Source organism: Tritonibacter sp. AK171 (genome assembly GCF_030127025.1).
Classification (GTDB): domain Bacteria; phylum Pseudomonadota; class Alphaproteobacteria; order Rhodobacterales; family Rhodobacteraceae; genus Epibacterium; species Epibacterium mobile.
The window spans coordinates 2,205,367-2,227,986 of the sequence record NZ_CP126134.1 but is presented as its reverse complement, the minus strand read 5'-3'; the positions used below and the strand labels follow the sequence as shown (position 1 = coordinate 2,227,986).

Here is a 22,620-nt window from a genome sequence, read left to right as displayed (position 1 = left end):
GTGTTGGGATGTAGCCAAGTGGTAAGGCAACTGTTTTTGGTACAGTGTACCGTAGGTTCGAATCCTACCATCCCAGCCATTTTCTTCCTGAACTAGAAACGCTTGAGCACCGGATCATGCGGAATGTTTCGCGCTCACACGCCAAAACAATCGACGTTGAATGAGCTGATCTGGCGTCAAGTCTGTTTGGTACGGGCTGTGCGTGCCTGCCGCTTTAGCGCACGTCGAACGTCGTGATGGCCAGCGCGGCCTGACCTGAGAGACTTCCTTGTAGCCCTGCAAAGACATCCTCTGCCAGACGACCGTTCCGGTCCCGGATCTGTTGCATGGGACTGCGGCTGGCGATGGCGATGAGCATCTGGGCTGTGTCCCGGCGCGGGCCGGATCGGGTGACTGGGACGTCAAACCGGGTGAAATTACCGGATTGAGACAAAAAGCGCTGCAGATCCTGCACGACGCCATTGTTATCCACCAACAGCAACGCCACGTATTTGCCGGCTGTGCCGCGCAATACGCCCGTCAGGCGCGCCCCGCTGGCGACACTGCTCGCGTCAAGCCGCAGGCCCAGCCGGGTGGCCGGATAGTCCCGATTGTCCTTGATGTATTCCACCGCCGGGCATTGCCGCGGGTCAAGCAGGGTACGGGTTTGCCGCAAATCGCTATCCGACTGGGTGAGAACGGTCTCGGAAAAGCGCGAGAACGCGGTGTCCTGAGCAGCCATCATATCGAGGCCGACGCCATCCTCTCCGTCACGACGGGGCAGGGTGAGCAGACATTCCGCGCCAGCGTTGGAGCGAATTTTGCGGATGAGATCCCCCACCGCGAGATCCTGCGCACTGGCGGGCGGGCGGGCAGTCGTAGAACCTGTGGAGCGCCCCGGATCGGTGGCACCGCTAACGGGTGAGGGCAGGGCAGCAACAGGCTCCACACTCGCGATCTGGCTGGTCACAACGGTTGCAGCCATCGCCGCGCCTGATGTGATCGGAGCGACCGCCACCGGATCACCGGTTGATGAGGGAAGCGCTGTGACAGTTTCCGGGATCAGCGGGCTCGTGTCCTCGGGAATGAGGGGCGAAAGCGGGGCCGTTGGTGAGGTTGGCACCTCTTCAAGAGGGAGTGTTGTGGCGTCTGTCGTTGATGGTTCGGCCTCGGGTGAGACCGGATCGGCAATGACAGGAGGGAGCGCTTCGACGGGAAGTTCCTCGGTCGGAGCGGGGGTGAGGGCGGCGAGTTTTTCCACCTCGCTCTCCTCTGGAGAGAGGTGTTCTGCATCGCCTTCCAGGGCTGCAAGCTGCTCTGGTGTGCTGCTTTCGGTTCCAGCTTCAGCGCCTGCCATGCCCTCGCGAAGTTCAAGCCCAGCGAGGGTGTCGGAATCCAGTGGTTGCAGGGTCACACTGTATCGTGGCTGGTCGGGTGCCACCCCCGGTCCGGTCAGGAAGGGCTGCAACCCGCCCAGAAGCAAGGCGCCAACTGCGACATGCGTCACCAATGAGCCGCTACCGGCAAGGAGCCAGTTGGGCGTGTCGGATTGGCCATAAGGGAGGATGCTCACGTGTCTGCCTGCTCGTGGATTGTGACCAATGTGACATTGAGCGTCCCAAAGGGGGGCTGCGCCAGCAGTTCAAGCAAATCGAGCGCCGGTGCTGTGCGTTCCATCAGCACATAGAGTGTCTGCCCGCCCTCCAGCATCTCATCAAGCTGAGAGAGCACTACAGGCTCGCCGTCTAACAACAGGCCGCCGTCTAGGCGCACCTCCAAGAGCGGGCTGGGCAGTTGCTCTGGCAAAAGCTCCTGAGTCGTCGGAAGGTCTATATCGGTGTCCTGCGCAGATATCAGCGACCCGCTGGCAAGAAAGAACAACAGCAGAAGCAGAACCACATTCACGATGGCCAGCGACGTGTCGGTCTGCACCCGCTGTGCGCGCGGCGGCAGGAGGGGAGTACGGCGCACCATGCCTATAGCCCCCCGGCGCTGATCTGTACGGCTGTGACCTCGGCAGCCTGTAGATGCGCAAGTACAGTAGCGAGGTCCTGCACACGGGCCGATGATTTGACGATCAAGATCACCGACGCGGGGGTGAGATCATCGCCCAATGCGGCAACAAGATCGGGGAGTGTTTCAAACCCGAAAGTTTGCCCTTGGATGACCATGCCATCGGCCCCGATGTTCCAGAGAGGGGCGGATACGGCGGCGCCACTGGGCAGAGGGGTGTCGGGACTGGAACCTGCGCCAGAACCGACCCGCTGATCCGAGACCGCATCGGTTCGGTTCAGTGTCAAAAGCGCGTAGGGCGTGAGGCTCGACGATAGCATAAAAAAGACCAGAAGCTGGAACATCACATCCGCAAGCGACGTCAGCGTGAAGGTCACGCGCCGCTTTCGGACAGGAAGATCAAGCCGGTTAATGTGCATCAGATCTTAGCCTTGCTGGCGGGCGGATTGATCAACACGCCCGTGAATGGCAGCAGAGATCAGCACTTCGATCAGATTACGTTCACGCTCAATCCGTGCATCCAGCCAACTGGTCAGAAAGTATGCAACAAGTGCGACTGCAAGCCCGGCTGCCGTTGTGGTCAGCGCAGTCCAGATACCGCCCGCAAGTGCGGCAGGGTCCGCCGCGGCCTGTGTCTGGGCCAGTACTGAAAACGCATCGATCATGCCGATCACAGTGCCCAAGAGGCCCAACATGGGGGCCGCATGTACGGCGATCTCTAGGAGCCGAATACGATCAGACAGGGTTGCAAGCTCTGAGATCGCGGTCTGGCGGCCCAGTTCCTCGGCGTAGGCTGTTTCACCCGGGCGGGCACGCAGCCCGGTAAAGACTGCGTGCAGGATGCGCGAGAGCACCGATTTGCGCGCTGCCGCCTGCTGCATCGCGGTTTCGGCCTGACCGGAGAGCCATGTGTTGATGATCTGTTCGGCCATCTGCCGTTTGCCAACCCCAAGGCGCGAGAACTGGAGCAGTTTGAAGATAAAGACCGAGAGCACGGTGAGGGACATCACGCCCAGCGCTGCAAAAACGACCAGTGTCAGCGGATCAAACATGTCCGCCCGAAAATTACTCATGGGGTTACTCCACAGCGCGGCCACGTCAGGCGGGACCGCGCGTCAATGCAAAAAGGGCGTGGCTTAAATACCGAACTGGATCGGGGTGCGCGAGCTTGCGACAAGCCCATCCATGCACAAGTCGCTGGGATTTCCATCGCCTGCGATACAGGCAGGGGAATCATTGACCACAATGCGGGAGATCGACCCGCATTCCGTTTCGGCCAAGTCGAATTGCAGAACCTTTGTTTTGCCTTCGCTGAGGGCACCGAATTCAAGCACCAGCAGGCGTGTGACAACACCTTGGCCATCAAATAGAGCAATCTGATAGGAGGCGCGATCGAGAGCCGTTGAGGACTGATTTGCCGCCACATAGGTCAGGCGGCAGCTGCCTTCTGTCGTTTCTGTCACGGAGTTGAGGTCGAGCTGAAATGCCTCGGCGTCCTGCGTTGCATCCTGAGACCAGAGCGAAGTTGCCTGTAGTGTCAGCAGCGCGGTAGCCAGAACCGATGTCTTGGCCGCAGTCATAATGCCCATGATACCCCCAATGAGTCTGAATAAAGAAATCGCGGCCATTTGGGCGATAATCCAGCGCACAGGTCAACCGGGAATTTGGGGATTTATTTCTCCCAGAGGGAGAGAATCAGCGGAAAACGCCGATGAAGAAACTGGGGCTGGGGGAAGTGCTGCTGCGGCGCGACAACTGCGGCGGCAGCGAAACCAACTGCTGTTCCGGCTGAGGCTCACTTTGATACAGCGGCGCAGGTGCCGCAGATGCGGTGCGCTCATAGGTCTGTGGCAGAGGTCTTGCCACATAGCTGTCTTCTGCAGTGGTCGAAACAGGGCGTTTCAGCGGCCGTACATCTAGAGTACGCGTGACCTCATGCGATGCATCAGCGGATGCCGGTGTCACTGCCGGCGCGGGGTCTGGTGTGCTTAAACCCAGTGCTGGCAAAGCTGCATCAGTCTGCGTGGGGCTTGAGTTTGGCAAAAGCCGTGCCGGAGTGTCAAAGGATGCCACACGCGCAAGGTCCGCGCTTGCATCAAAAGCAGGCGAGGTTTGCGATTCGACACGTGGAGTTTGTAGGGCCGGCTCTGCACGCAATTCAGGAACCGGTGCTTGCAGGCGCGTCAGAGAACTCAGCCGTGCGCTGCTGTCTCCATCAGAGCCGGACAAAGCATTGTGACTGAGCGCAAGGCCGAGCCCTGCGGTGATAGAAAGGCAGGCCGTGCCTGCTATGATCACAATGTACCGAACCATGCCTCCCAATGTAGATCTCTGGTTGGCAAATGCCAGCCCTTTCAGTCATTGTTTGCACGCAGACTAATATGATTGTTGCGAATTTCGCACGTATTACGTGTGTGCGTGCAGTCGAGCAGCTGAATTTTCGATGTGAAAAGAGTATGTAAAACATGAAGCTAAGCGTTTTGTCTGGGGTCGTTGCTGCTTTTGTAACGCTTGTGCCCAATGCGGGGCAGGCGAAGTTCACATTTTGCAACCAGACGTTGGATGTTGCGAATGTTGCAATCTCTGCTTTCAACGACGGTGCATTCGAAAGCTCCGGGTGGTGGGTGGTGGGTCCCAACCAATGCGCGGAGGTCATTAGTCAGAGTTTGCGATCTCGTTTTGTCTATGTGTTTGCCAAGGATGTCTTTGGGCGTGCGCTGCTGGATGGTGTTGCGTCCATGTGTGTGGATACCGGACGGTTTCAGATCCGGGGAGAAGAAGAGTGCCTGACTCGCGGCTATATTGATGCCCGATTTCATGAGGTAGACACGCAGCAGTCCGACAGCTGGACATTTTTTCTGCGGTCTGCTGCGGATTAAAGGCATCTTGCGGTCGCTTCTCGCAGCGCTGCAAGGTAAGGTTGCAGCAATAAGGATGCTCCTTCTTTTCAAGATGCATTGAGGCTGGTTTTGTCGTTTTCCTCTCGTTGGTTTGCTTATGTGCTGGGGGCGTATGGATGCCTGTGGAGTGGCGTCGCTGCCGCGCAGGATTGGTCTGCCTTGGTGGTCGGCGACACAGGCCAGGGTGCGGGGCGCGCCTTTGCTGACAGTTATTACGCCGCACGCGCCCTAGAAGACTTTGGCGGGGCGCCCGTAACTTTGCTGCGAAACGCCAGCTATGACGCCGTCTCCGCTGGTTTTGACGACTTAAGCGGCAAGACGCAGGTTGCGTTCTATTTTGCAGGCCCTTTGGAGGGCGGAATGCAGGTCGACGGGCGCGAATTTGAGATAAGCTCCGGCATTGCACGTTTGCAGAGTGCAGGTTTGAAACATGTGTTGTTGATGTTCGAAAACTGCGCAGGAGATGCGCCGACCGCCGCGCCACTACCCGAAATTGGCGATGTGGCATCTGATCTGAGTGTCGTGGTGCTGGCCAGTGCGGGGGCGGCGCAGGCCTGTCCGCCCGCTGGAGAGCGTCTGAGTGATACCCTGAAACAGGTCGGAAAGGCCGAGGCGCTGATGGTGCCGGAACTTGCAGCTTATGTGCAGCAGGGCGAACTTGATGATTTGCCAGATCAACCGCAGCCACAAACCGATGCGGTCGCGTCCCCGCCAGCGCGACGAGATCAGGTGCTGATTACCGATGTGGTGCGGGTGATCCCCGCCAGCGCTCCGGCCGGATTGACGCCAGTAAGCGTGCCTGCGGCCTCTGCCCAGCGCAGACCGGAACGGTCGGATGCATCAGCTCCGGTTGTGATTTTCTCTCCGGTTTCCAATCAGCAGCTCGCGGCGCTGCCACAGGCGGATGGGCTGCCGGAACCTTCGATTATCGTGGGCCTTATTGAGGGCGCGGATCAGAACTTTGATGCGGCCCTTGATCCGTCTGATCTGTCTGGCAATGAGATCAGCTATGACAATGTCGAGGCGCGCCGAAGATTGATGCGGCAAGACCCGGATCTTTATGCGGGATTGCTGGCAAGTGGTGCTTTTGATCCACCGGGTCCATTGCTGGTGCGGGCATTGCAGCAGGAATTGGCGCGTATGGGCTGCTATACCAGTCGCGTTGATGGTGCTTGGGGGCCAGGGTCGCAACGCGCGGTGGTGCGCTATTATGACGAAGCGGGCGTTCAGGTGCCGACGCAGGCGGCGGAGGTCTCGCTTTATCGGGATATTATTGGCCGTGAAGATGTGACCTGTACGGCCCCCGTGGCTGCCGCGCCGCAGCCCCGGCGCAATACCAGCCCGGCTCCGACAACGCGCCGTCCAGCCGCGCAACCGGCTGCACCGCGCGCCCCCGCGCAAACCCAGATCGCTCCCGGTGCGGCACTGGGTGGCGTGTTTCGCTAGGCTGAGACCGGATGGCATATACCATCGATCCAGCCTTTCGTAAGGCAAAGACGCAAGCTCGCAAACGTCGGCGGCGCCGCCTCTTTCTGCGGCTTGGCGGTGCGACGGCGGTTCTTGCGGCGCTGTCCGGCGTTGGCGTCTGGTGGCTCGGGCGCAGTGGCGCGGATCTTGATGCAGAACTGGCGATGGTGCCGACTGAGACGGTGGTGCCTGACCCATCGGTGCAGCAGGCGCGGGTGCGGGCAATGCTCAATCTGCGCCGTGCGCCCATGATGCTGCATGTGGAAGAGACCGGCGATCAGGCGATGCGAGAATTGGCCTTGCCCGCAGGTCAGCCATTGATCCGCGACGGCCGGCCAGAACCTTTGCCGATTTCGCTGTTGCAGGATGATCTATTGACGGCGGGGCGCAATCTGGTCCTGCAACTGCCGTCGGGACGCGATGATTTTGCGCTGTTTCAGGCGCAACGGCGCGATGCGCTGGAGGCGGCGCAAGAAGAGGGGCGCAACACGCTGCTGGCGCGTGACGCAAGCGTAGCGCTGACGATCCCATCGACGCGCCGCTCTGCATTGTTCAACGACGAGATCATTGTCCTAAACACCGACAGGTCGCTGCGCGATGTGCTGGTGGACAGTGGCATTGATGCCGCGCAGGCTGAGAGTATTGCCTCCGCCACCATTCGGATCGGCGAGTTGGATGAGACCCTTGTAGCTGGAAGCGTGGTCGCGCTGCGGTCTCGAAACCGGGCTGGACAAGCGGATACGCCGTTGCTTTTACAGCTGTCGCTTTATGGCCCGGACAGGTTCTTGGTCAGCCTTGCCCAAAACGGGCCGGGTCGTTTTGCCAGCGCTGCTGACCCGTGGGCGGAAAAAGACTTGCTGCAACGCTCTGGCCAGTTGGTCAGCACGGAGATGCCGGGGCGCAATGTGCGCTTGATGGATGCGCTATACTCCACTGCGCTGCGCAACGGTGTGCCCACTGGTCTCGTGGGTGAGTTGATCGTGATGATGTCGCGCCGATTTGATCTGGAACGTCTGGCGGAGCAGGGGGATCGGATCACCCTGCTGTTTTCAGGCCAGCCTGCCACCGGAAGTGCCGGGCAAATCCTCTATGCGGGAATTGAGGGGCCTTCGGGAGAGATGCACTGCTATGTGACGGCGCTGCCGGGGCCGGAAGGGGGCTTTGGCTGCTTTGACGCGGGTGAAGCAGGCGTCAGCGGGATGCGCCTTGGGGCCGGGCTGGCAATCCCTGTGCGAGGGGTGAAGACCAGCGGATTTGGCATGCGCATGCACCCCATCCTCAAGAAAATGAAGCCGCACAATGGGGTGGATTGGGCGGCTCCCGAGGGCACACCAATCTTTGCCGCACGGGCGGGCACGATCCGCGCCGCTGGGGACAGTGGCGGCTACGGCAACCTCGTGGCGATCACGCATGAGGGCAACATGGAGACGCGCTATGCCCACATGCAGCGCTTTGCAGATGGGATCGCACCGGGTGTCACCGTCGCGGCGGGTCAACAGATTGGCTATGTGGGGACCACAGGACGTTCGACTGGCCCGCATTTGCATTTCGAGCTTTGGGTGGATGGTCGCCCGACCGACCCCGCGCAATACGGCAGCAGTGCGGTCGCGTCGCTTGTGGATCGTATTATCCATGTCGAAAGCGGTGGCAATGCCACGGCGCAAAACCCGCTATCCTCGGCCACCGGTGCTGGGCAGTTCATCTCCAGCACCTGGGTGCGCATGATGAATACCTATCGCCCCGATCTGGTTGAGCAACTGACCCGTGAGGAACTTCTGGATCTGCGTAACGATCCGGTACTAAGCCGCGACATGGTGCAACGTCTGGCGCAGGAGAGTGAAAGCTATCTGCGCGCACGTGGGCATCAGGTTACCGCAGGGCGGCTGTATCTGGCGCATTTCCTTGGCGCGGCCGGGGCCAATCAGGCGCTTTCCAGTGATCCCAACCTGAGTGTGGAAGAGGTGATGGGGGCCGGAGTGGTCTCTGCCAACCCGTTCTTGCGCGGCAAGAATATCTCGGACCTTCTTGCGTGGGCGGATCGCAAGATGCAATCGCGGGGGCAGCGTGTCGCAGTGGTGATCCCACCACAGGTGAAGGCGTATATGACCCGGATTGATGCTTTACTGGCAGATCTCTGAGGAGGGACCCTGCGCTCAGGGCCTACAGCTCTGCGCGGGAGTTGCGGAAGTCTCTTGCAAAGAAAAGAGCGCCAGTTCCGGGGCGAATACGTAGCCTTGCGCATCAGAGCTGCGTTTGATCGCCCAAAAACCAGCGGCTGGAAGAAGAAAGGCCAATGCCACAATCCCAGCCAACAGGCGGGCGTGATGACGCTCTGACAACGGTGCAAGCAACAGGAACAACGGCAATACAGCGAGCGCGAGGAACCAGAAACTGCTGGTGTCAAAATACACGCGTTCTGCACATGCAGACAGAGCGTTCAGGGCTGCGGAAATATCCCACAGCCCCCAAATAGCCACCGCAATCCCCAGCGAGGAGAACGCGGCGAGTATGCAAATCGCAACACTGCGGGACATCAATAGGGTCCGGTGTGTTTCAGCGCCTGATTGATCAGATGCTGCTCCCACGCGCGGATCTGACGGGCGAGCACGCGGAAGGGATTTTCAAAGGAATCCACGGTATCCTCGATGGCGCGTACAAGTGTTTCGGTGAGGCCAAATTTACGATCCACGCGATCCAGCAGGATCGACACGCCAATCCCAACGATGACGGCTGCGATCACCGGACCAGCGGCGATTGTCGTCAAAGCGCCCACTGCCATCCCAGCAAGGAAACCCGCCCCGGCGGAAACCGCGAATTTGCCAACATCTGACGCAATTGTTCCCAGCAACTGGGTCAGACGCGGATCATTGTCTGACAGCACGTGTTCAACCACGCGCAACGCAGCAAAGGCGACCACTGCGATACCAGTCATGCGCACCGCGCCTTTGGCCAGTTGTTTGGAGCCAAGCACGAGTTTGGCAACCTTGGGGTTTGAACTCAGATAGCGTGTACCGGTCAATGTGGCACGCTGGCCGGGATAGCCTTTGATGATCACGTATTCTTTGCCGTTGACGGATTTGATGTAGGCGCGACCGCTGAGGCCAAGGGTCTGCACAAGTTTCGCAGCACCTGCGCTGTCGATCCCTGCGGTGGCCGCCGTAACAAGGTCGATTCCGCTGGCCTCGGCCATATCGTTGTTGATCTCGACAACATAAAGCAGCGTCTCTTCTAACGTGATTTCGCGGCTGTCGGTTTTAATGGTGCAGTTACCAGTCTGAAGCGTTTCGGGCATGGGAACTCTCTTGAGGAATAAAGTGGATTGAAAGACCAGTGGGAAAAAGGTCAGCTCAGGGCGTAGTGGAAGCCCTCAGTATCGGCGGTCACGGTGACGCGATGGATTTCGCCTCCGGTGCTGAGGGTTTTTAGCACCTTGCGGCTCAGCTCCGGCAGGATGGAATTGGAGATGATATTGTCGATCATCCGCCCGCCGCTGTCGGGGTCGCGGCAGAGGCTGGTGATATGCTCGATCACATCGTCGCCATAAACCAATTCGGTGCCATGTGCGCCCTTGAGGCGTTTTTCGACTGCCGAGAGCTTCAGGCGCGTGATGCCGCCGAGGACATCAGTGCTGAGCGGCAGGTAAGGGATGGTGACAATGCGGCCCAGCAAGGCGGGGGGGAAGACCTCCAGCAGGCTGGGTTTCAGCGCCACGTCGAGTTCCTCCAGATCAAGGTCTGCCGCGCTGCCGTCGGGGCCGACACGGTCCATGATAACCTCGGTGCCCACATTCGAGGTGAGCAGGATCAACGTGTTCTTGAAGTCGATCATGCGGCCATTGCCGTCTTCCATGACGCCTTTGTCAAAGACCTGAAAGAAGATCTCGTGCACATCGGGGTGTGCTTTTTCGATCTCGTCGAGCAACACCACGGAGTAGGGCTTGCGGCGCACGGCCTCGGTCAGGCGACCGCCTTCGCCATAGCCGACGTAGCCCGGAGGCGCGCCTTTCAGGAGCGAGACGGTATGGGCCTCTTGGAATTCGCTCATATTGATGGTGATGACGTTCTGCTCGCCCCCATAAAGTGCCTCTGCCAGAGCCAGCGCGGTTTCGGTCTTACCGACACCGGAGGGTCCGCAGAGCATGAAGACGCCGATGGGCTTGTTGGGGTTGCCAAGGCCCGCGCGGCTGATCTCGATGCGTTTGGCGATGGATTTGAGGCCGTGATCCTGACCGATGACGCGGGCGCGCAGATCATCGGAGAGGTTCAGCACCGCGTCGAGTTCATCCTGCATCATCCGACCCGCAGGGATGCCGGTCCAGTCCGAGATCACGGCGGCGACGGCCTGTTCGTCCACATGGGCAAAGACCATGCGGTCGTCCGGGTTGGTCTCGTCCAGCGCGGTCATCTGTGCCTGCATCTCGCGGCGCAAGGCATCTGGGTCGATGTCGGTTGTTGCGTCCGGGGCGTCCGCCTCCGGTTGCCCGGCGTCCGCTGTTTCGCTGCGGGCAGCGTCCTGTGCGCCGGGCGTGTCGGAGGTCTGTGCTTTGAGGCGCTGGCGCAGGTCAAGCACCTGATCGACGATCTCTTTTTCGCGGGCGTAGCCGGTATCAAGCGCGGCCAGTCGGTCCGTCAGTTCAACGATCTCGGTCTTGATCTCTGCGATGCGGTCTTCGTGGCTCTCGCCCAGATCGCGGGCCTCTGTCTTGCCGGCAAGCTCTGCCTCGAGCGCGTCGACCCGGGCGCGGGTGGCGGTGATACGGGCGGGCAGGGCGGACTGGCTGAGCGCCACCCGGGCGCAGGCGGTATCCAGAAGCGAGACCGCCTTGTCCGGCAATCGCCGGGCCGGGATGTAGCGATGCGAGAGCGTGACCGCGCTGACGATGGCAGCGTCGGAAATACGCACCTTGTGGTGGTCCTGCATCGGGCCAAGGATACCGCGCAACATGTCACAGCAGACTTCGATTGAGGGTTCATCCACATTCACCGGCTGGAACCGTCGGGTCAGGGCCGGGTCTTTTTCGATGTGCTGGCGATACTCGCTCCAGGTGGTGGCGGCGATGGTGCGCAGGGTGCCGCGGGCCAGCGCCGGTTTCAACAGATTGGCGGCGTCCCCGGTTCCTGCCTGACCACCCGCACCGATCAGCGTGTGGGCCTCGTCGATAAAGAGGATGATGGGTTCGGGTGAGGACTGAACCTCGTCGATGACCGATTTCAGGCGCTGTTCGAACTCGCCCTTGATCGAGGCACCAGCCTGCATCGACTGGATGTCCAGCTCAAACAAGCGCGTGCCCTTGAGTTTGGGCGGCACATCCCCGGCGGCGAGCAACTGGGCAAACCCCTCGACCACGGCGGTTTTGCCGACACCGGCCTCGCCCGTCAGGATCGGGTTGTTCTGGCGTCGGCGCAGGAGCACATCGATGAGCTGACGGATCTCGTCGTTGCGGCCCTTGATCGGGTCCATCTCGCCCGCTGCGGCGGTCATGTCCTTGGCAAACCGGCCAAGCGCGGTGGTGCCGCCTTTGCCCTGAGAGGCAGCGCCACTGTCCTCGGTTGTTGAGAGGTTCGCGCCATCCATCGGGCGCATCGTGTCCTCTTCGCTGCCCGCCCAGAGGCTGCGGCTGTCCTGACCCAGTTGTTCTGCGGAGATCTGTTCAAACACCGAAGAATAGCGCAGCAACTGTCGACGCAGGGAGGGATCGTTGAGCAGCGCGGTCAGAACGTGGCCGGTGCGGATCTGCGCCTCGCCAAAAAACAATGTCGCATAGGTCCAGGCGTGGTTCAGCGCATCGGCCAGATGATCGCTGATGCCCGGTGTTTCCGTCACATTTTTGTCGAGACGGTCCATCGCGCCCGACAGGTCCTTAAGCACCCGACCGCGATCCAGGTTCAGCTGGCGCAAAGTGACGGAGATGTCGGCATTCTGGTTGGAGACCGAATGAAACAGCCAGTGGCAGAGATCGACGTAGCGATTTCGCGCTGTTCTGGCGTCGCGCATGCCCTGAAGAAAGGCATCATAGCCTGCGCGGTTCATCTTGCCGGCGTATTTTTCAATTGTAATTTCAGTCATGAAACAGGGGCCTCGATTGGGCCGCACACCTGTCAGGCGGCGGAGGACTTCAATTCATCTTGGTCAAAGGGTTCGGGAAGCAGCGGATAGCGGCTGACTTGCAGGTATCCATCGGCGCTGCGTGGTAGGGGGCTGGTCGCGGTCGGGAGATCGGGCGTGCTGATCGAACCGACACAGGCGAGCCAACCTACTTGTGTGCTTTGTCCCAGCACGGCGGTGGATATTTGCGGGCGCGGCAGCCATAGCGCGGTTTCAATGTCAAAGGCCTGTCCGAGATACCAGAACACAATATCCTGAAGCGCCGCGTGATCGGGGCCGCCGGGAAGGAAACGCTGATACTGGGCCAGATCACTGAGCATCACGTGAAGGCGGATCTTGGCACTGAGGGATTGCACATACCCGCCCAGAACACTGTTCTCACCAAGGGTGCAGCCTTGGGCCCCCAAGAGGCAATGCGCATCTGGTTCGAGTTCGAGCCAGCAGGGAACGTGCTCCTCGATCCGAAAACGGGCGCGACCGTTGAAATGCAGCTCCAGCATTTGGCGCAGGCGTACGGGGCTTTTGACGCGTCCGGTTGCCAGCGGTGCGAGATGTAGCTTGGTCATGTCATCGGGACGCGCCCCGGACCGGTTGGCTGCGGTGCCACAGCCAAGAAGCGATAGAATATAAGCCTGAAACCGGTCACTATCGGCGTGGTCGAACTGGCTTATTGCCCGGGCATCGGACCATGCACGGAAAAACAGCTCCTGAAAACGTGCAGTGAAGATGTCGCAAAAGGCGACGAAGCTTTCGTCCCCGGCAGAGAACCACGACTCAACCTCTTCGGTCCAGTTGAGCGGTAGCGCGCCAAACGCGCCGAACAACCCCATGAACTGTGCCCGCAGGCGTGGGGTGCTTTGGGTCAAGTCAACACGCGCCACATCGCGGGTGGGAAAGGCAAGGGCCGGGTCTTGACCCAGATGCACGATGGCATCGCGCAGCCGCTTGTTCTGGCCAATGGCTGGTTTGTGACCTGCACGTCGCTCAAGCTCTCGCAGGAGCGAAAACAGACCAACACCGCTGGCGGCTTTTTCTTGGTGCTCGCGGCGCTCCAGCGTCTCGCTGACGCGGGTCGCGGCCGGCGAGGCCGCAGCAGAGGCGACGTCACCACTCACAACAACGGCCCTGTACCGGAGCGGGGCGCAAAACGCGTGATTTCGCCCCGTTGCAAGCTCTGTATCACCGTTTGGGTGAAGCTGTTGACCGCCGCATATTCGGCAAAGAAATGATCCAGCACCGCCCCTAGGGGCACGATACCGGTGCTTTCAAATTCGGTTTCGTCAAAAGTCACGCGGATCAGCAGCCCGCGCGCAGTGTGATATCCGTCTGGTGCGGCAATGGTGCGGGTCACCGGGGTGCATTCCAGATTGCGCACACCGCTAATTTGCGCCTCACTGACGCTGTCGGAGAGATCAGCAAAGAGTGAGAGCATTTCCCGCAACGACGCCGCCGACATGCCGCCATCCGGGCTTTGGACGCCAGAGGTGCCGAGCGACAGATAGGACAACAGTCGCCAATAGGTATCCCCCGCAGTTGTGCGGTGGTTGGCGGTGGTTTCACGGTCCGCAAGGCTGTCACGCGGTGGGGACGGTCCGGCAAGACATTTCAATGCTACGGTCTGGTCGTCACATAGGTGAAAACTCTCGGCGCTGTCTGCGATCGGCAAATATTCCGGCAAATGGCGATTGGAGCACAAGAGTTTGACCTGCAGCCGGTTGGCTGGTTCTTGCTCGGGTGGCTCGTAGAGGCTGATCAGGGTCTCGGTGCCACGGTAGAGATTGCGCGGGATGCCGTTACGCTGTTCTGCCAGCGTGCGTCGGCGGGGCTTGCGCCGCGTGGTGTAATAAAGCGCCTGACGGGCGCTGCGCCCCTCGGGTGGCAGAGCATAGAGCGGATGCACCTCGGATTTGCTTTGCCGATCAGTATAATGCGCCCAGACCTCGGTGATGTGATGCACCTCGTAATGGGTGATCGGCGAGGAATTGGGCGTGATGGTGTATTCGTGGCGCTTGCGGTCCAGATGCAGGTGGCTCGACATTTCTTCGAACAGATTGACCGCAGGCGCGGCATTGACCGCAAGATCCTGCGGGTCGAGGTTAGCCGCCAGACGTTGCCGTGGGCTGGAAAACTCAAAAACCAGTTGAACCGTGTTGCTGCGCACATGCGGCAGCACATCGCGAAGGCCGGTAAGCCGCAAACCCAGAAACTTGCGCGGGAACACAAAGAACTCGCGCAGCCGTGCAAATCCATCAAACAAGCGCTTTTGGTGCGGAAAGAGCTGCTCACCTTCGTCAAAGCCAATCTTGTGCAGCTGGTTCGGGGCGAGACGGGCAAAGACCGGATCACCCTGCGCATTGAGCCAGCGCAGTGAGACCCGCGTACAATCGCAGAAAATCTGCTCGTAGAGGATGGCCGCTTCGTCCATCGGCGCGGTGAAGTTCAGCGTCAGGCTGTCCATCTCCAGCGTATTGAGCGTCTCGGTGGGGTTGGGTTGGCCATCGTTGTCGAGGCGCGCCACATCAACCACAAGGCCCGCTTTGGTGCTGGCGGCGATTTCCTGCCCCAAGGCGCTGATCGGTCCTGCACTGGCGTGATAGGTGGCCTGTGTCACGCCAATCGGCCAGACTGTCAGAGGGGAAGCCAGCGCAAAGCGGCACGACACCCTTTGTTGCGCATCGAGGAAACGGGCGTCCATATACTCGCCTGCCGTAAACGAAAGACCGGATTCGATTTCCGGGCTGTCGGCCGGGGCCTGCGCCCGGACGAGCATGACGCTGGGGGTCGGAGCGAGTGCATCGGGAAAGATCTGTTCCAGCAACTCGCGGGTGAAGGTCTGGTATTCCTCATCCATCTTGACCTTCACTTGGGCGGAGAGAAAGGCAGAGCCTTCCAAAAGCCCTGCCACTGCAGGGTCCATATTCTCCTCAAGGAGGCCACCAAGCCGATCAGCAAGGCCCGGATATTCGCCAGCAAACTCCGCTGCGCGTTCCTTCAGAAGGCCAAGCTCCTGATTATAGGCGTCTCTTAATGCGCGTCTCATGCGTTCACCCGCAGGTGAGAGAGGGACATTTTGCCCGCGCCGAGGTCGATTTCAGCGTCAAAATCCAGAGATACATCGACAGGGTCGCCGAGCATTTCAGCGGTCACAAACACTGCAAGGTGATGCGTCTTACCATTGCTGGTATCGCGGATCTGGACGTCCAGACTCTCTGCGATCAATCGCGGTTCGAACCGGATCAGAGACTCGCGCAGCGTTGCCACCACCGCAGGCGTATTGAGCGCGACTTTGCCAAGTCCGCTGAGGTCGCGAAACCCGTAGTTGACGATCGAGTCGGCCACATGCGGTGCATCGTCCAATGGACAGATCGCCTCAAGGTGGATGGTATTGAGGAGGGCCGCGAGATCAGCCTCAAGGTGCTGTCGCAACTCTGTTTCCGAGACACCAAAGCGGCGTTGTTTGCGCGCAGAGGTCAGCTTTGTGATGCCATCACCGGATATTTCGCGACGGTGATGCGCGTCCTTTTCATTGTGAGACGCCCGAAAGACCTGCAGGATCGACGTCTTTGCCTTGCGGCCCGTTTGCCAGCGGGGATCACCGGTTTCAGAATTGTCCGCATCGCCGCGCCGCATGTTTGTACCTTCTGCACCGGGACTAAAAATAACGTGGAGCGTCGGGCCGGTTGCAATAAAATGGGCCAATCTGCTCGAAAGGGGAGGGCCGCAGGACGCGGCCCTCCCGAAAATCCGTAGAACCGAAAGAGGGCGGTCTTACTTGCCCCATTCCTTGTTCTCGGCGATTTCCCAACCTGCGAGGCTCTCGGGGCCAGCGGCACCGGACTGCTCTTGGAAGGTGTAGGTCACCTGGAAGCGGCGGAAGTTCAGGGTCAGGGTTTCCTGAACGCGGTCCAGGCCATCCTTGCTGCCACCGGTCTGGTAGTTGGTGATCATCACGTCTTCGAAGTCGATTTTGAGGTAATCGACAGGAGCGGTGCCGCCAGATTTGCGAACCACCAGCTGGCCGGACTTAATATGTTCGCCCGAGCAGCAGCGCTTGATCAGGTCATGCGTCGCTTTATCGACGTATTTGGTGACCTGAATGTCCTGCACGTCGACTTTACCGCCGCCGCCGCCGCCGCCCATGTGGGTAGTGCCGGACTGAGACATGGACCAGCCCCAGGACAGGATGTCGATCCAGTCTTTATGTTTGTCATCCTGGCATTCGCCAACGATGCCGTTGTCAAGTTTCAAAAAACAATCAATCGCCATGAAATAACTCCTTTAGGCGCTACATATCGCTCTCCAGGGGGGAAAACGAATTACTTCCCAGATGGCAGTTTCGACACAAGGCTCATGCCGATATCCATACCTTCCATCTGGAAATGAGGTTTGAGGAAAAACTTGCCCTGATAGTAGCCGGGGTTCAGTTCGTCCTCGACAACTTCTACTTTGGCTCCGGCCAGTGGCTTTTTGGCCTTTTCCATCTCGCTTGCGCTTTCCGGGTTGCCGGAGACGTATTTATTCACCCATGCCTGCAGGTCACGCTGAAGCTGCGAGACATCCGGGCTTTGACCGATTTTGTCGCGCACCATCGCCTTCAGATAGTGGCTGAAGCGCGATACGGCAAAGATGTAGGGAATGCGCGAGGACATGTTGTCCGACGCGGTCGCCTGATCGTCGACGTAGGTCTTGGGTCGATAGAGGCTCTGAGCGCCGATGAAGGCAGCCTTATCGGTGTGCTGGCGGTGGATCAGGCCAATCAGGCCCGCCTTGCTCAACTCGCCTTCGCGACGGTCGGTGATCGACACTTCGGTGGGGCACTTCAGATCCTTGGCACCATCGCCGGTATCGAACACATGGGTCGGCAGGTTCGCCACTTCACCACCGGAGGTGACGCCGCGGATGCGGACAGTCCAGCCGTGTTCCTTGAATGCGCGGTTGATGTTGGCCGCCATCGCATGGGCGGAGTTCATCCACGCATACTGCGTGCCTGCGTGACCGTCGGTTTCTTCTTCGAAGTTGAACTCTTCAACCACCGAATTGGAGTTCTGGCTGTAGGGTTCACGCGACAGAACGCGGGGCAGGGTCAGCGCAACGAAACGAGAGTTCTCGCTGTCGCGCAGGCTGTTCCACTGGGCGTATTCCGGAGTTTCGAAGATTTCGGAAAGATCCGGCGGAGCGGAAATTTCGTTCCAGTCGTCAAGCCCGAGAAGATTGGGCGAGGCACCAGAAATGAAGGGCGCAAGCGCGGCCTCGGAAATCTTGCCGATGGAGTTCAGAAGGTTCACATCCGGCGAGGAGTGATCGAAGTGATAATCGCCGACCAAGCAGCCGAAAGGTTTGCCGCCGAGCGTGCCGAGGTTTTGCTCGTACACAATGTTGAACAGCGGAGATTTGTCCCATTTGGCACCGGGGAAACGACGCATCATTCCCTGCAGTTCCTTTTTGGAGACGTTCAGTACCTTCACACGCAACGTCGCATCGGTCTCAGCGTTGTTGAGCGTATAGGCAAGCCCGCGCCAGCTGGCTTCGAACTGCTGGAATTCTTCGTTGTGGATGATCGCGTTCATCTGGTCGGACAGTTTTTTGTCCAGCTTCGCCAGCATTGCGTCCACGGTATCGATCATATCTTCGGCGACCACGGATTGATCGTCGAGCGCTTCACGCACCAATGCCACAACCGCGTTATCGACTTCTTGTGCGGCGATATCGGTGCGCGGTTTGATCGTCTGTTTCAGAATGTCGGAGAACTCCGACAGTTCATCCAGTTCTGCGGCGCCTTCGCCAGCCTGTACCTGTGCTTCGTTGTCCATATGTGTCACCTGTCCCTGTCCGAACGCTCAGTGCGCTCAGGCGTCCTCGCCATCGGTTTCTTCTTTTGCGGCACGTTCCGCCAGCGCTGCCATCAGCTCTGGGTCTTCCAACAATTTCTTGAGGTGGTCCTGCGCCTTGGGCTTGGACGCCATGTAGCGCTGCAGGTTTGCAAGCTGTTCACGCGCTTCCAGCAGTTTTTTCAGCGCCGGAACCTGACGCGCGATGGCCGCAGGCTCAAGATCGGCAAGGCTTTCGAATTTAAGCTCAACGCCCAGCTTTTCGCCGCCATCACCGCTCAGGCGGTTTTCGGCCATGAAGGTCATGCCCGGCTGCAGCGACGCCATGTAGTCATCTACGGTGTCTTTGGTCACATCCGCAAAGGTGCGCTCTTCGACGGGCGCTTTTTCGACGCCGGGGGTATTGCCGGACAGATCCGACATGACGCCCATGACGAAGGGCAACTCGACCATTTGTTCGCTGTCGAAAGGATCCTCATATTGGATCTGCACGCGTGGCGGACGGTTGCGTTTGATGAAGCTGGAACCTGAATCTGAGGCCATGCTGGCTACTCCCGTTAGGTGCGGTTCGTGCTGAACCGGAAGATTGTTGTGTGCCCCGCGAGGGCTAATGTGCGTCGCAATGACGAGGATCTATATGCTTTTGCCATCTCAGGCTGTGTTCTCCTGAGGTATAAGTTCTTCAATCAGAGATTGAAAGTCCATATCCAGATAGCTTTGAGCACGTTTCAGAAGAACCGGGACCGGGCTGGAGCGTTCGGTTTGGCGGAAATACACTTCGACCGATTGCAAGGCCTGAGCGGCCTGAGCAGCAGAGGCGATTTTTGGATCAGGGCCGGGATCTTGCGGCAATTCAGTCGCCGCATCCGAGGTATCGGGCAGCGCGCCGCTCAGTTCCGCCAAGCGATCCGCGCCCAGCAAAAATCCTGTTGGTGCGCCAAAATCTACAACTGCCGCGGATGCTTGTGACGGCAACAAAGCTTGCAGCGCCTCAACCAGAGGTTTGCCGATCAGCAGGCGCGCCTGCGTCACCAAGAGCAAAGCCGCAGAGGAGGGCTCGTTCTTGCGATAGTAGACTTCGCAGGATTCCAGCACTCTTCGCGCGTGCAGTTGGCTGACGATTTGCACAGGTGTGCGCAGCGGTTCAACATTGGCCGTGCGGGCCGTGGCGAGTGCAGGCGGTGCCTGCAGATCAGGTTTTTCCGCCGCGGTTTCTGCGGGCGCAGGCTCTGGTGCTGCGCTTGCGGCCAGGTCGGGGCGCGCGGTTGTCAGCACATCCAAGATGTCATCGAGAACCGCAAATAGCTGCTCGAAATTGGGCTGAAACGGTGACGTCGGATGAGTCGTGCAGGCGGATTTTATCCGCGACGCGGCCGAGCGTATCGTGGTGAAATCCTGATGGGCATCTTCCACCTGCTTCTTGTTGCCGGGATTGGTCAACGCATCCAGCAGGGGCTTGAGCTCGATTTCGGATTCATGCTCGAGCGGCGCATTGTCACCTTTGGCCACGCGGATTTTGCGCAGCGTGACCTCGGTGGTGCCAGTGAGCCCCATGAACATCAATGGCTGCACCACTGTGACCGTCTGGTTCAGGTCATTGATCGCATCACGACGCTCGGCGGGACCATCTTCAAGAGACGGGTGGACCGCATCAGGCAAGGTTTCCAGCAAGGTTGCCATGGCCTCGACGGTATCGCGCAACGCGCTGCGATTACCCGCCAACGCATCCCACTGGGCCTGCAAAGACAGCAAACGAAGATCGCGCGTGCGGTCTAGCAGCGCATCGATTTCGCGTGTCTCTGCCCGGTGATCGACGTCCTTGGGATCAAACAGGCGATCAGGAGAGCGACTGCCATCAGGGCGCTCCACGCCCGGTTGCATGTAGAAACCGGGTAGCCGTCCGACCGCACCAAAGTAATACTCTTCGTATGCCGGATCAAAACTTGCGTTGAGGTCCGGCCCGCAGGGCAAATCGTCTGAAAGAGGTGTGGCGCGCGCGCTGGTGCGCATCAATCAATCCTATTTGTTTGTAACCCAGAGTTTTCACTTTGAAATTCTTGGGGAGAAGTTAATCAACTATGGAGTGTCGTCAAGGGTGACGGTTCAGTCAAATTTCCCATGTTTGGCGGCAGCGTCCGCGTATGCTTGTGCAAATGCCTTCAGGAAGACGTCCAACATGCCGTGCTCTGCCTCAGAGGCCTTCTTGTCCCAGCGCGCGACATAGCTGTCCCATAGCTTGCTGCGACGGCTGCCGCCCAGAAGCGCGCGCCCCTCTTCGGATGATTCGATTTCCTCGGGCGACAACCCCATGAGAACCGCAGCAAGCGCAGGTTGCAGCGCAGCAAAAACGGCCTGCTGATGCCCGCGCAAGTCTGCAAGCGCCGAGGCAAAGCTCTCCGGCCCCTCCATGAAGCCTTCGCGCGGGGTCAGAAACATGGTGTCCATGGCTTGATGTGGATCGGGCAGGAATTTCAAAGGGTTGTTGCCATGGGCGTTACGCATGGTGCGCTCGCCACCTTTGGTGAACTGTTTGACGCTGGCACGATCTTGCAACATGCGCATGATCTCTCCCGTGGCCGAGGACACCGCTTGTCCAAGCGCATGAGCGAGCTTTTCAGGATCAGCACTGCCCGCGAGTTGCGGATCAAGCCCCGCGCCTTCGCAAAATGCACGTAAAACGGCCGCGCCATTGTCGGCTGTGGGCGCCTGCGCCGGTGGGGCGGCGGCTGGCATCGCCTGACTGGGAGGCGGCGCCGGGGTGGCTTGCGGCGGATGAGCGGGAGAGGCCGGCGAGGGCATCGGCATCGGCGCAATGGGCGCTTGTCCTGCCGCTTGTCCTGCGGCTGGTTCGGCGGGCGGCACATAAGGTGACGGGGTCGTTGGCGGCGGTGACGGGATGGGTGGTGGTGTGGCAGGTGCCGCCTGCGCCGGTGGCATTTGTGGCGTGAGTTGCAGGAACTCTTGTGCCACGTCATCAAAAGCGTGCGCACTGGCAGGTGCACGCGGCAATGGGTTGACCGGATCTTGCGGCTGCAGCCCCAAATCCCATGGGTCAGCCTCTTCGTCGCTCGTCCCGTAGCTGGGCTGTGGTATTGCAGCAGGCTGCGCGCCAGCGGCCCCGCTCTCTACCGCGATGATATAATGCCCGACGACCAGCCGTTCACCGCCACGCAGCTGAACGGCCCCTTGGATGCGGTGATGCTGCCCCTGCATAAAGGTCCCGTTGGTCGACACGTCTGTCAGCCAATAGGCACCATCATGAAAGCTCACATCAAAGTGATGCCCGGAGACGTGCCGAGACGGATCGGGCAGCACCCAATCCATGGCACGGTTGCGCCCGACATTGATGCTGTTTTCCTGCAGCGTGATCCAGGCTGGGCTGCCGTCCTGCAGCAATTCAAAATTTTCCAGTCGCAGGGTCAGTGTCATAGTCGAATTTGGTCTCGTGTCACGTTGGGGCTACCCCGAATATGTGGTTGGGGTGATTAGAAAGAGCGAAAGAGCGGGGCTGCAAGGTCAATAAAACGGGCGAGCTGGATGGGCCGATTGTTCAGCGCCGCGCCGCTCAGGCACGATAACACGGCAGAGTTGATTGCACGAGGTGCCCGGTGTTCGGGAACCTGTGCGGGGTCGTTAGGGGCAATGCTGCCGCCAGACCATGTGACCGCCAACCCCAAAAAGACTGCAGGGCTACGTACCGGTGCATAAAGAGCCTCACGCGCGGTGCGAAAGCGGTTCTCGTCGTCGGGGTAGGTGGTCCATGTTGCAACAAGCTCCATCATGTGCCGATCATTGGCGCTCAGTTCGCTGGCCGCATGCCGAAGGCACTCATAGCCCCACCAGATCGCCATCTTCGGTTTTGCCGCAAATGCCGTAAATGTTACCGCATCCTCTGGCGTCGTTGATGCACGCAGGCGCATCAAAAACGTCAAGCCGTCCTCATTGTCGCGTGGGTGGTTTTGCGTCAGCCGCCCAAGTTGCGGCATCTGGCGGTATAGCTCTGTCGGGATTTCGTGACGCAAGGCCGACAGCGGCGGCTGCGTTTTATCAAGGTCATCGTTATCCGAGGACGGCTGCCCGGCAGGAGAGTTTATTTCATTTAGGTCTGAGGTCACGGCGGTCGTTGTCCAAAAAGCTAGGGGCCGGGGATCTGCAAAATACAGGGGCGATGACAAGGGCGATGAAAAGAGCTGTTGCGACATGCGCTTGGCTGAGAATGCTGCTCAATTTGTATCGTTTGTACTCGAACACGCAAGGGGGAGAGAACAGCGGACGGTCTCCTCTACGTTGTGTTACTGTCAAAAGATCCGATCTGCAGACAGCTGGTG

General features: G+C 59.6%; 21 protein-coding genes and 1 tRNA gene. 4 read left to right on the top strand and 18 right to left on the bottom strand.

Annotated features, from left to right (window positions below; translation table 11 throughout):
• The first annotated feature begins 4 nt into the window (after positions 1–4).
• Positions 5–79 (top strand) — tRNA-Gln (locus tag QNI81_RS10445).
• Positions 80–214: 135 nt separating this feature from the next.
• On the opposite strand, the gene QNI81_RS10440 is transcribed toward QNI81_RS10445, so the two are convergent.
• From QNI81_RS10440 to QNI81_RS10415, 6 genes are all read right to left on the bottom strand, one after another.
• Positions 215–1,552 (bottom strand): serine/threonine protein kinase, encoded by a 1,338-nt coding sequence (locus tag QNI81_RS10440; RefSeq protein ID WP_283966461.1) that lies wholly within the window; start codon positions 1,550–1,552, stop codon positions 215–217.
• Positions 1,549–1,953 (bottom strand): biopolymer transporter ExbD, encoded by a 405-nt coding sequence (locus QNI81_RS10435; RefSeq protein WP_283966460.1) that lies wholly within the window; start codon positions 1,951–1,953, stop codon positions 1,549–1,551. Before QNI81_RS10435 ends, QNI81_RS10440 begins: the two co-directional genes overlap by 4 nt.
• 2 nt (positions 1,954–1,955) lie before the next feature.
• Positions 1,956–2,411, bottom strand: a complete 456-nt coding sequence (locus QNI81_RS10430; protein ID WP_065333775.1) for an ExbD/TolR family protein — start codon at positions 2,409–2,411, stop codon at positions 1,956–1,958.
• 6 nt (positions 2,412–2,417) lie between these two features.
• The gene (locus QNI81_RS10425) at positions 2,418–3,065 is read right to left on the bottom strand and encodes a MotA/TolQ/ExbB proton channel family protein (RefSeq protein WP_227511843.1); all 648 of its coding nucleotides are present in this window, start codon (positions 3,063–3,065) and stop codon (positions 2,418–2,420) included.
• Between the two features lie 63 nt (positions 3,066–3,128).
• Positions 3,129–3,581, bottom strand: a complete 453-nt coding sequence (locus QNI81_RS10420; protein ID WP_225261798.1) for a hypothetical protein — start codon at positions 3,579–3,581, stop codon at positions 3,129–3,131.
• A 106-nt stretch (positions 3,582–3,687) separates the two neighbouring features.
• Complete coding sequence (locus tag QNI81_RS10415; RefSeq protein ID WP_283966459.1) at positions 3,688–4,305, bottom strand: hypothetical protein; 618 nt, start codon at positions 4,303–4,305, stop codon at positions 3,688–3,690.
• 152 nt (positions 4,306–4,457) lie between these two features.
• Here QNI81_RS10415 and QNI81_RS10410 point away from each other — a divergent pair, with 152 nt between their 5' ends.
• From QNI81_RS10410 to QNI81_RS10400, 3 genes are all read left to right on the top strand, one after another.
• Positions 4,458–4,871 carry a DUF1036 domain-containing protein gene (locus QNI81_RS10410; RefSeq protein WP_283966458.1) on the top strand — a complete coding sequence of 138 codons (414 nt, stop codon included), beginning with the start codon at positions 4,458–4,460 and terminating at the stop codon, positions 4,869–4,871.
• 90 nt (positions 4,872–4,961) lie between these two features.
• Positions 4,962–6,338, top strand: a complete 1,377-nt coding sequence (locus tag QNI81_RS10405) for a peptidoglycan-binding domain-containing protein (RefSeq protein ID WP_283966457.1) — start codon at positions 4,962–4,964, stop codon at positions 6,336–6,338.
• 11 nt (positions 6,339–6,349) lie between these two features.
• On the top strand, positions 6,350–8,497 hold the full coding sequence (locus QNI81_RS10400) for a peptidoglycan DD-metalloendopeptidase family protein (RefSeq protein WP_283966456.1): 2,148 nt from the start codon (positions 6,350–6,352) through the stop codon (positions 8,495–8,497).
• A 15-nt stretch (positions 8,498–8,512) separates the two neighbouring features.
• On the opposite strand, the gene QNI81_RS10395 is transcribed toward QNI81_RS10400, so the two are convergent.
• The 12 genes from QNI81_RS10395 to QNI81_RS10340 all read right to left on the bottom strand — a co-directional run bounded on the left by QNI81_RS10395 (position 8,513) and on the right by QNI81_RS10340 (position 22,407).
• Positions 8,513–8,893 carry a hypothetical protein gene (locus QNI81_RS10395; RefSeq protein ID WP_283966455.1) on the bottom strand — a complete coding sequence of 127 codons (381 nt, stop codon included), beginning with the start codon at positions 8,891–8,893 and terminating at the stop codon, positions 8,513–8,515.
• Complete coding sequence (locus tag QNI81_RS10390; RefSeq protein WP_009178153.1) at positions 8,893–9,651, bottom strand: hypothetical protein; 759 nt, start codon at positions 9,649–9,651, stop codon at positions 8,893–8,895. Before QNI81_RS10390 ends, QNI81_RS10395 begins: the two co-directional genes overlap by 1 nt.
• 50 nt (positions 9,652–9,701) lie before the next feature.
• Positions 9,702–12,425 (bottom strand): type VI secretion system ATPase TssH, encoded by a 2,724-nt coding sequence (tssH, locus tag QNI81_RS10385; protein ID WP_283966454.1) that lies wholly within the window; start codon positions 12,423–12,425, stop codon positions 9,702–9,704.
• Positions 12,426–12,457: 32 nt separating this feature from the next.
• On the bottom strand, positions 12,458–13,579 hold the full coding sequence (gene tssG / locus QNI81_RS10380; RefSeq protein ID WP_065328774.1) for a type VI secretion system baseplate subunit TssG: 1,122 nt from the start codon (positions 13,577–13,579) through the stop codon (positions 12,458–12,460).
• Positions 13,576–15,504, bottom strand: coding sequence for a type VI secretion system baseplate subunit TssF (gene tssF, locus QNI81_RS10375; protein WP_283966453.1), 1,929 nt, complete (start codon positions 15,502–15,504; stop codon positions 13,576–13,578). Before tssF ends, tssG begins: the two co-directional genes overlap by 4 nt.
• Entirely contained in the window at positions 15,501–16,094 is a 594-nt protein-coding gene (locus tag QNI81_RS10370) for a type VI secretion system baseplate subunit TssE (protein ID WP_005614123.1), read from the bottom strand. Before QNI81_RS10370 ends, tssF begins: the two co-directional genes overlap by 4 nt.
• A gap of 138 nt (positions 16,095–16,232) precedes the next feature.
• Entirely contained in the window at positions 16,233–16,730 is a 498-nt protein-coding gene (locus QNI81_RS10365; RefSeq protein WP_009178194.1) for an Hcp family type VI secretion system effector, read from the bottom strand.
• A 50-nt stretch (positions 16,731–16,780) separates the two neighbouring features.
• On the bottom strand, positions 16,781–18,274 hold the full coding sequence (tssC, locus tag QNI81_RS10360) for a type VI secretion system contractile sheath large subunit (protein WP_005614120.1): 1,494 nt from the start codon (positions 18,272–18,274) through the stop codon (positions 16,781–16,783).
• Positions 18,275–18,310: 36 nt separating this feature from the next.
• Complete coding sequence (gene tssB, locus QNI81_RS10355) at positions 18,311–18,835, bottom strand: type VI secretion system contractile sheath small subunit (protein WP_005614119.1); 525 nt, start codon at positions 18,833–18,835, stop codon at positions 18,311–18,313.
• A gap of 108 nt (positions 18,836–18,943) precedes the next feature.
• On the bottom strand, positions 18,944–20,302 hold the full coding sequence (locus QNI81_RS10350) for a type VI secretion system protein TssA (RefSeq protein ID WP_283966452.1): 1,359 nt from the start codon (positions 20,300–20,302) through the stop codon (positions 18,944–18,946).
• A 93-nt stretch (positions 20,303–20,395) separates the two neighbouring features.
• Positions 20,396–21,721 (bottom strand): type VI secretion system-associated FHA domain protein TagH, encoded by a 1,326-nt coding sequence (gene tagH / locus QNI81_RS10345; RefSeq protein ID WP_283966451.1) that lies wholly within the window; start codon positions 21,719–21,721, stop codon positions 20,396–20,398.
• A gap of 56 nt (positions 21,722–21,777) precedes the next feature.
• Complete coding sequence (locus QNI81_RS10340) at positions 21,778–22,407, bottom strand: DUF6931 family protein (protein WP_009177598.1); 630 nt, start codon at positions 22,405–22,407, stop codon at positions 21,778–21,780.
• Between the last annotated feature and the right edge of the window lie 213 nt (positions 22,408–22,620).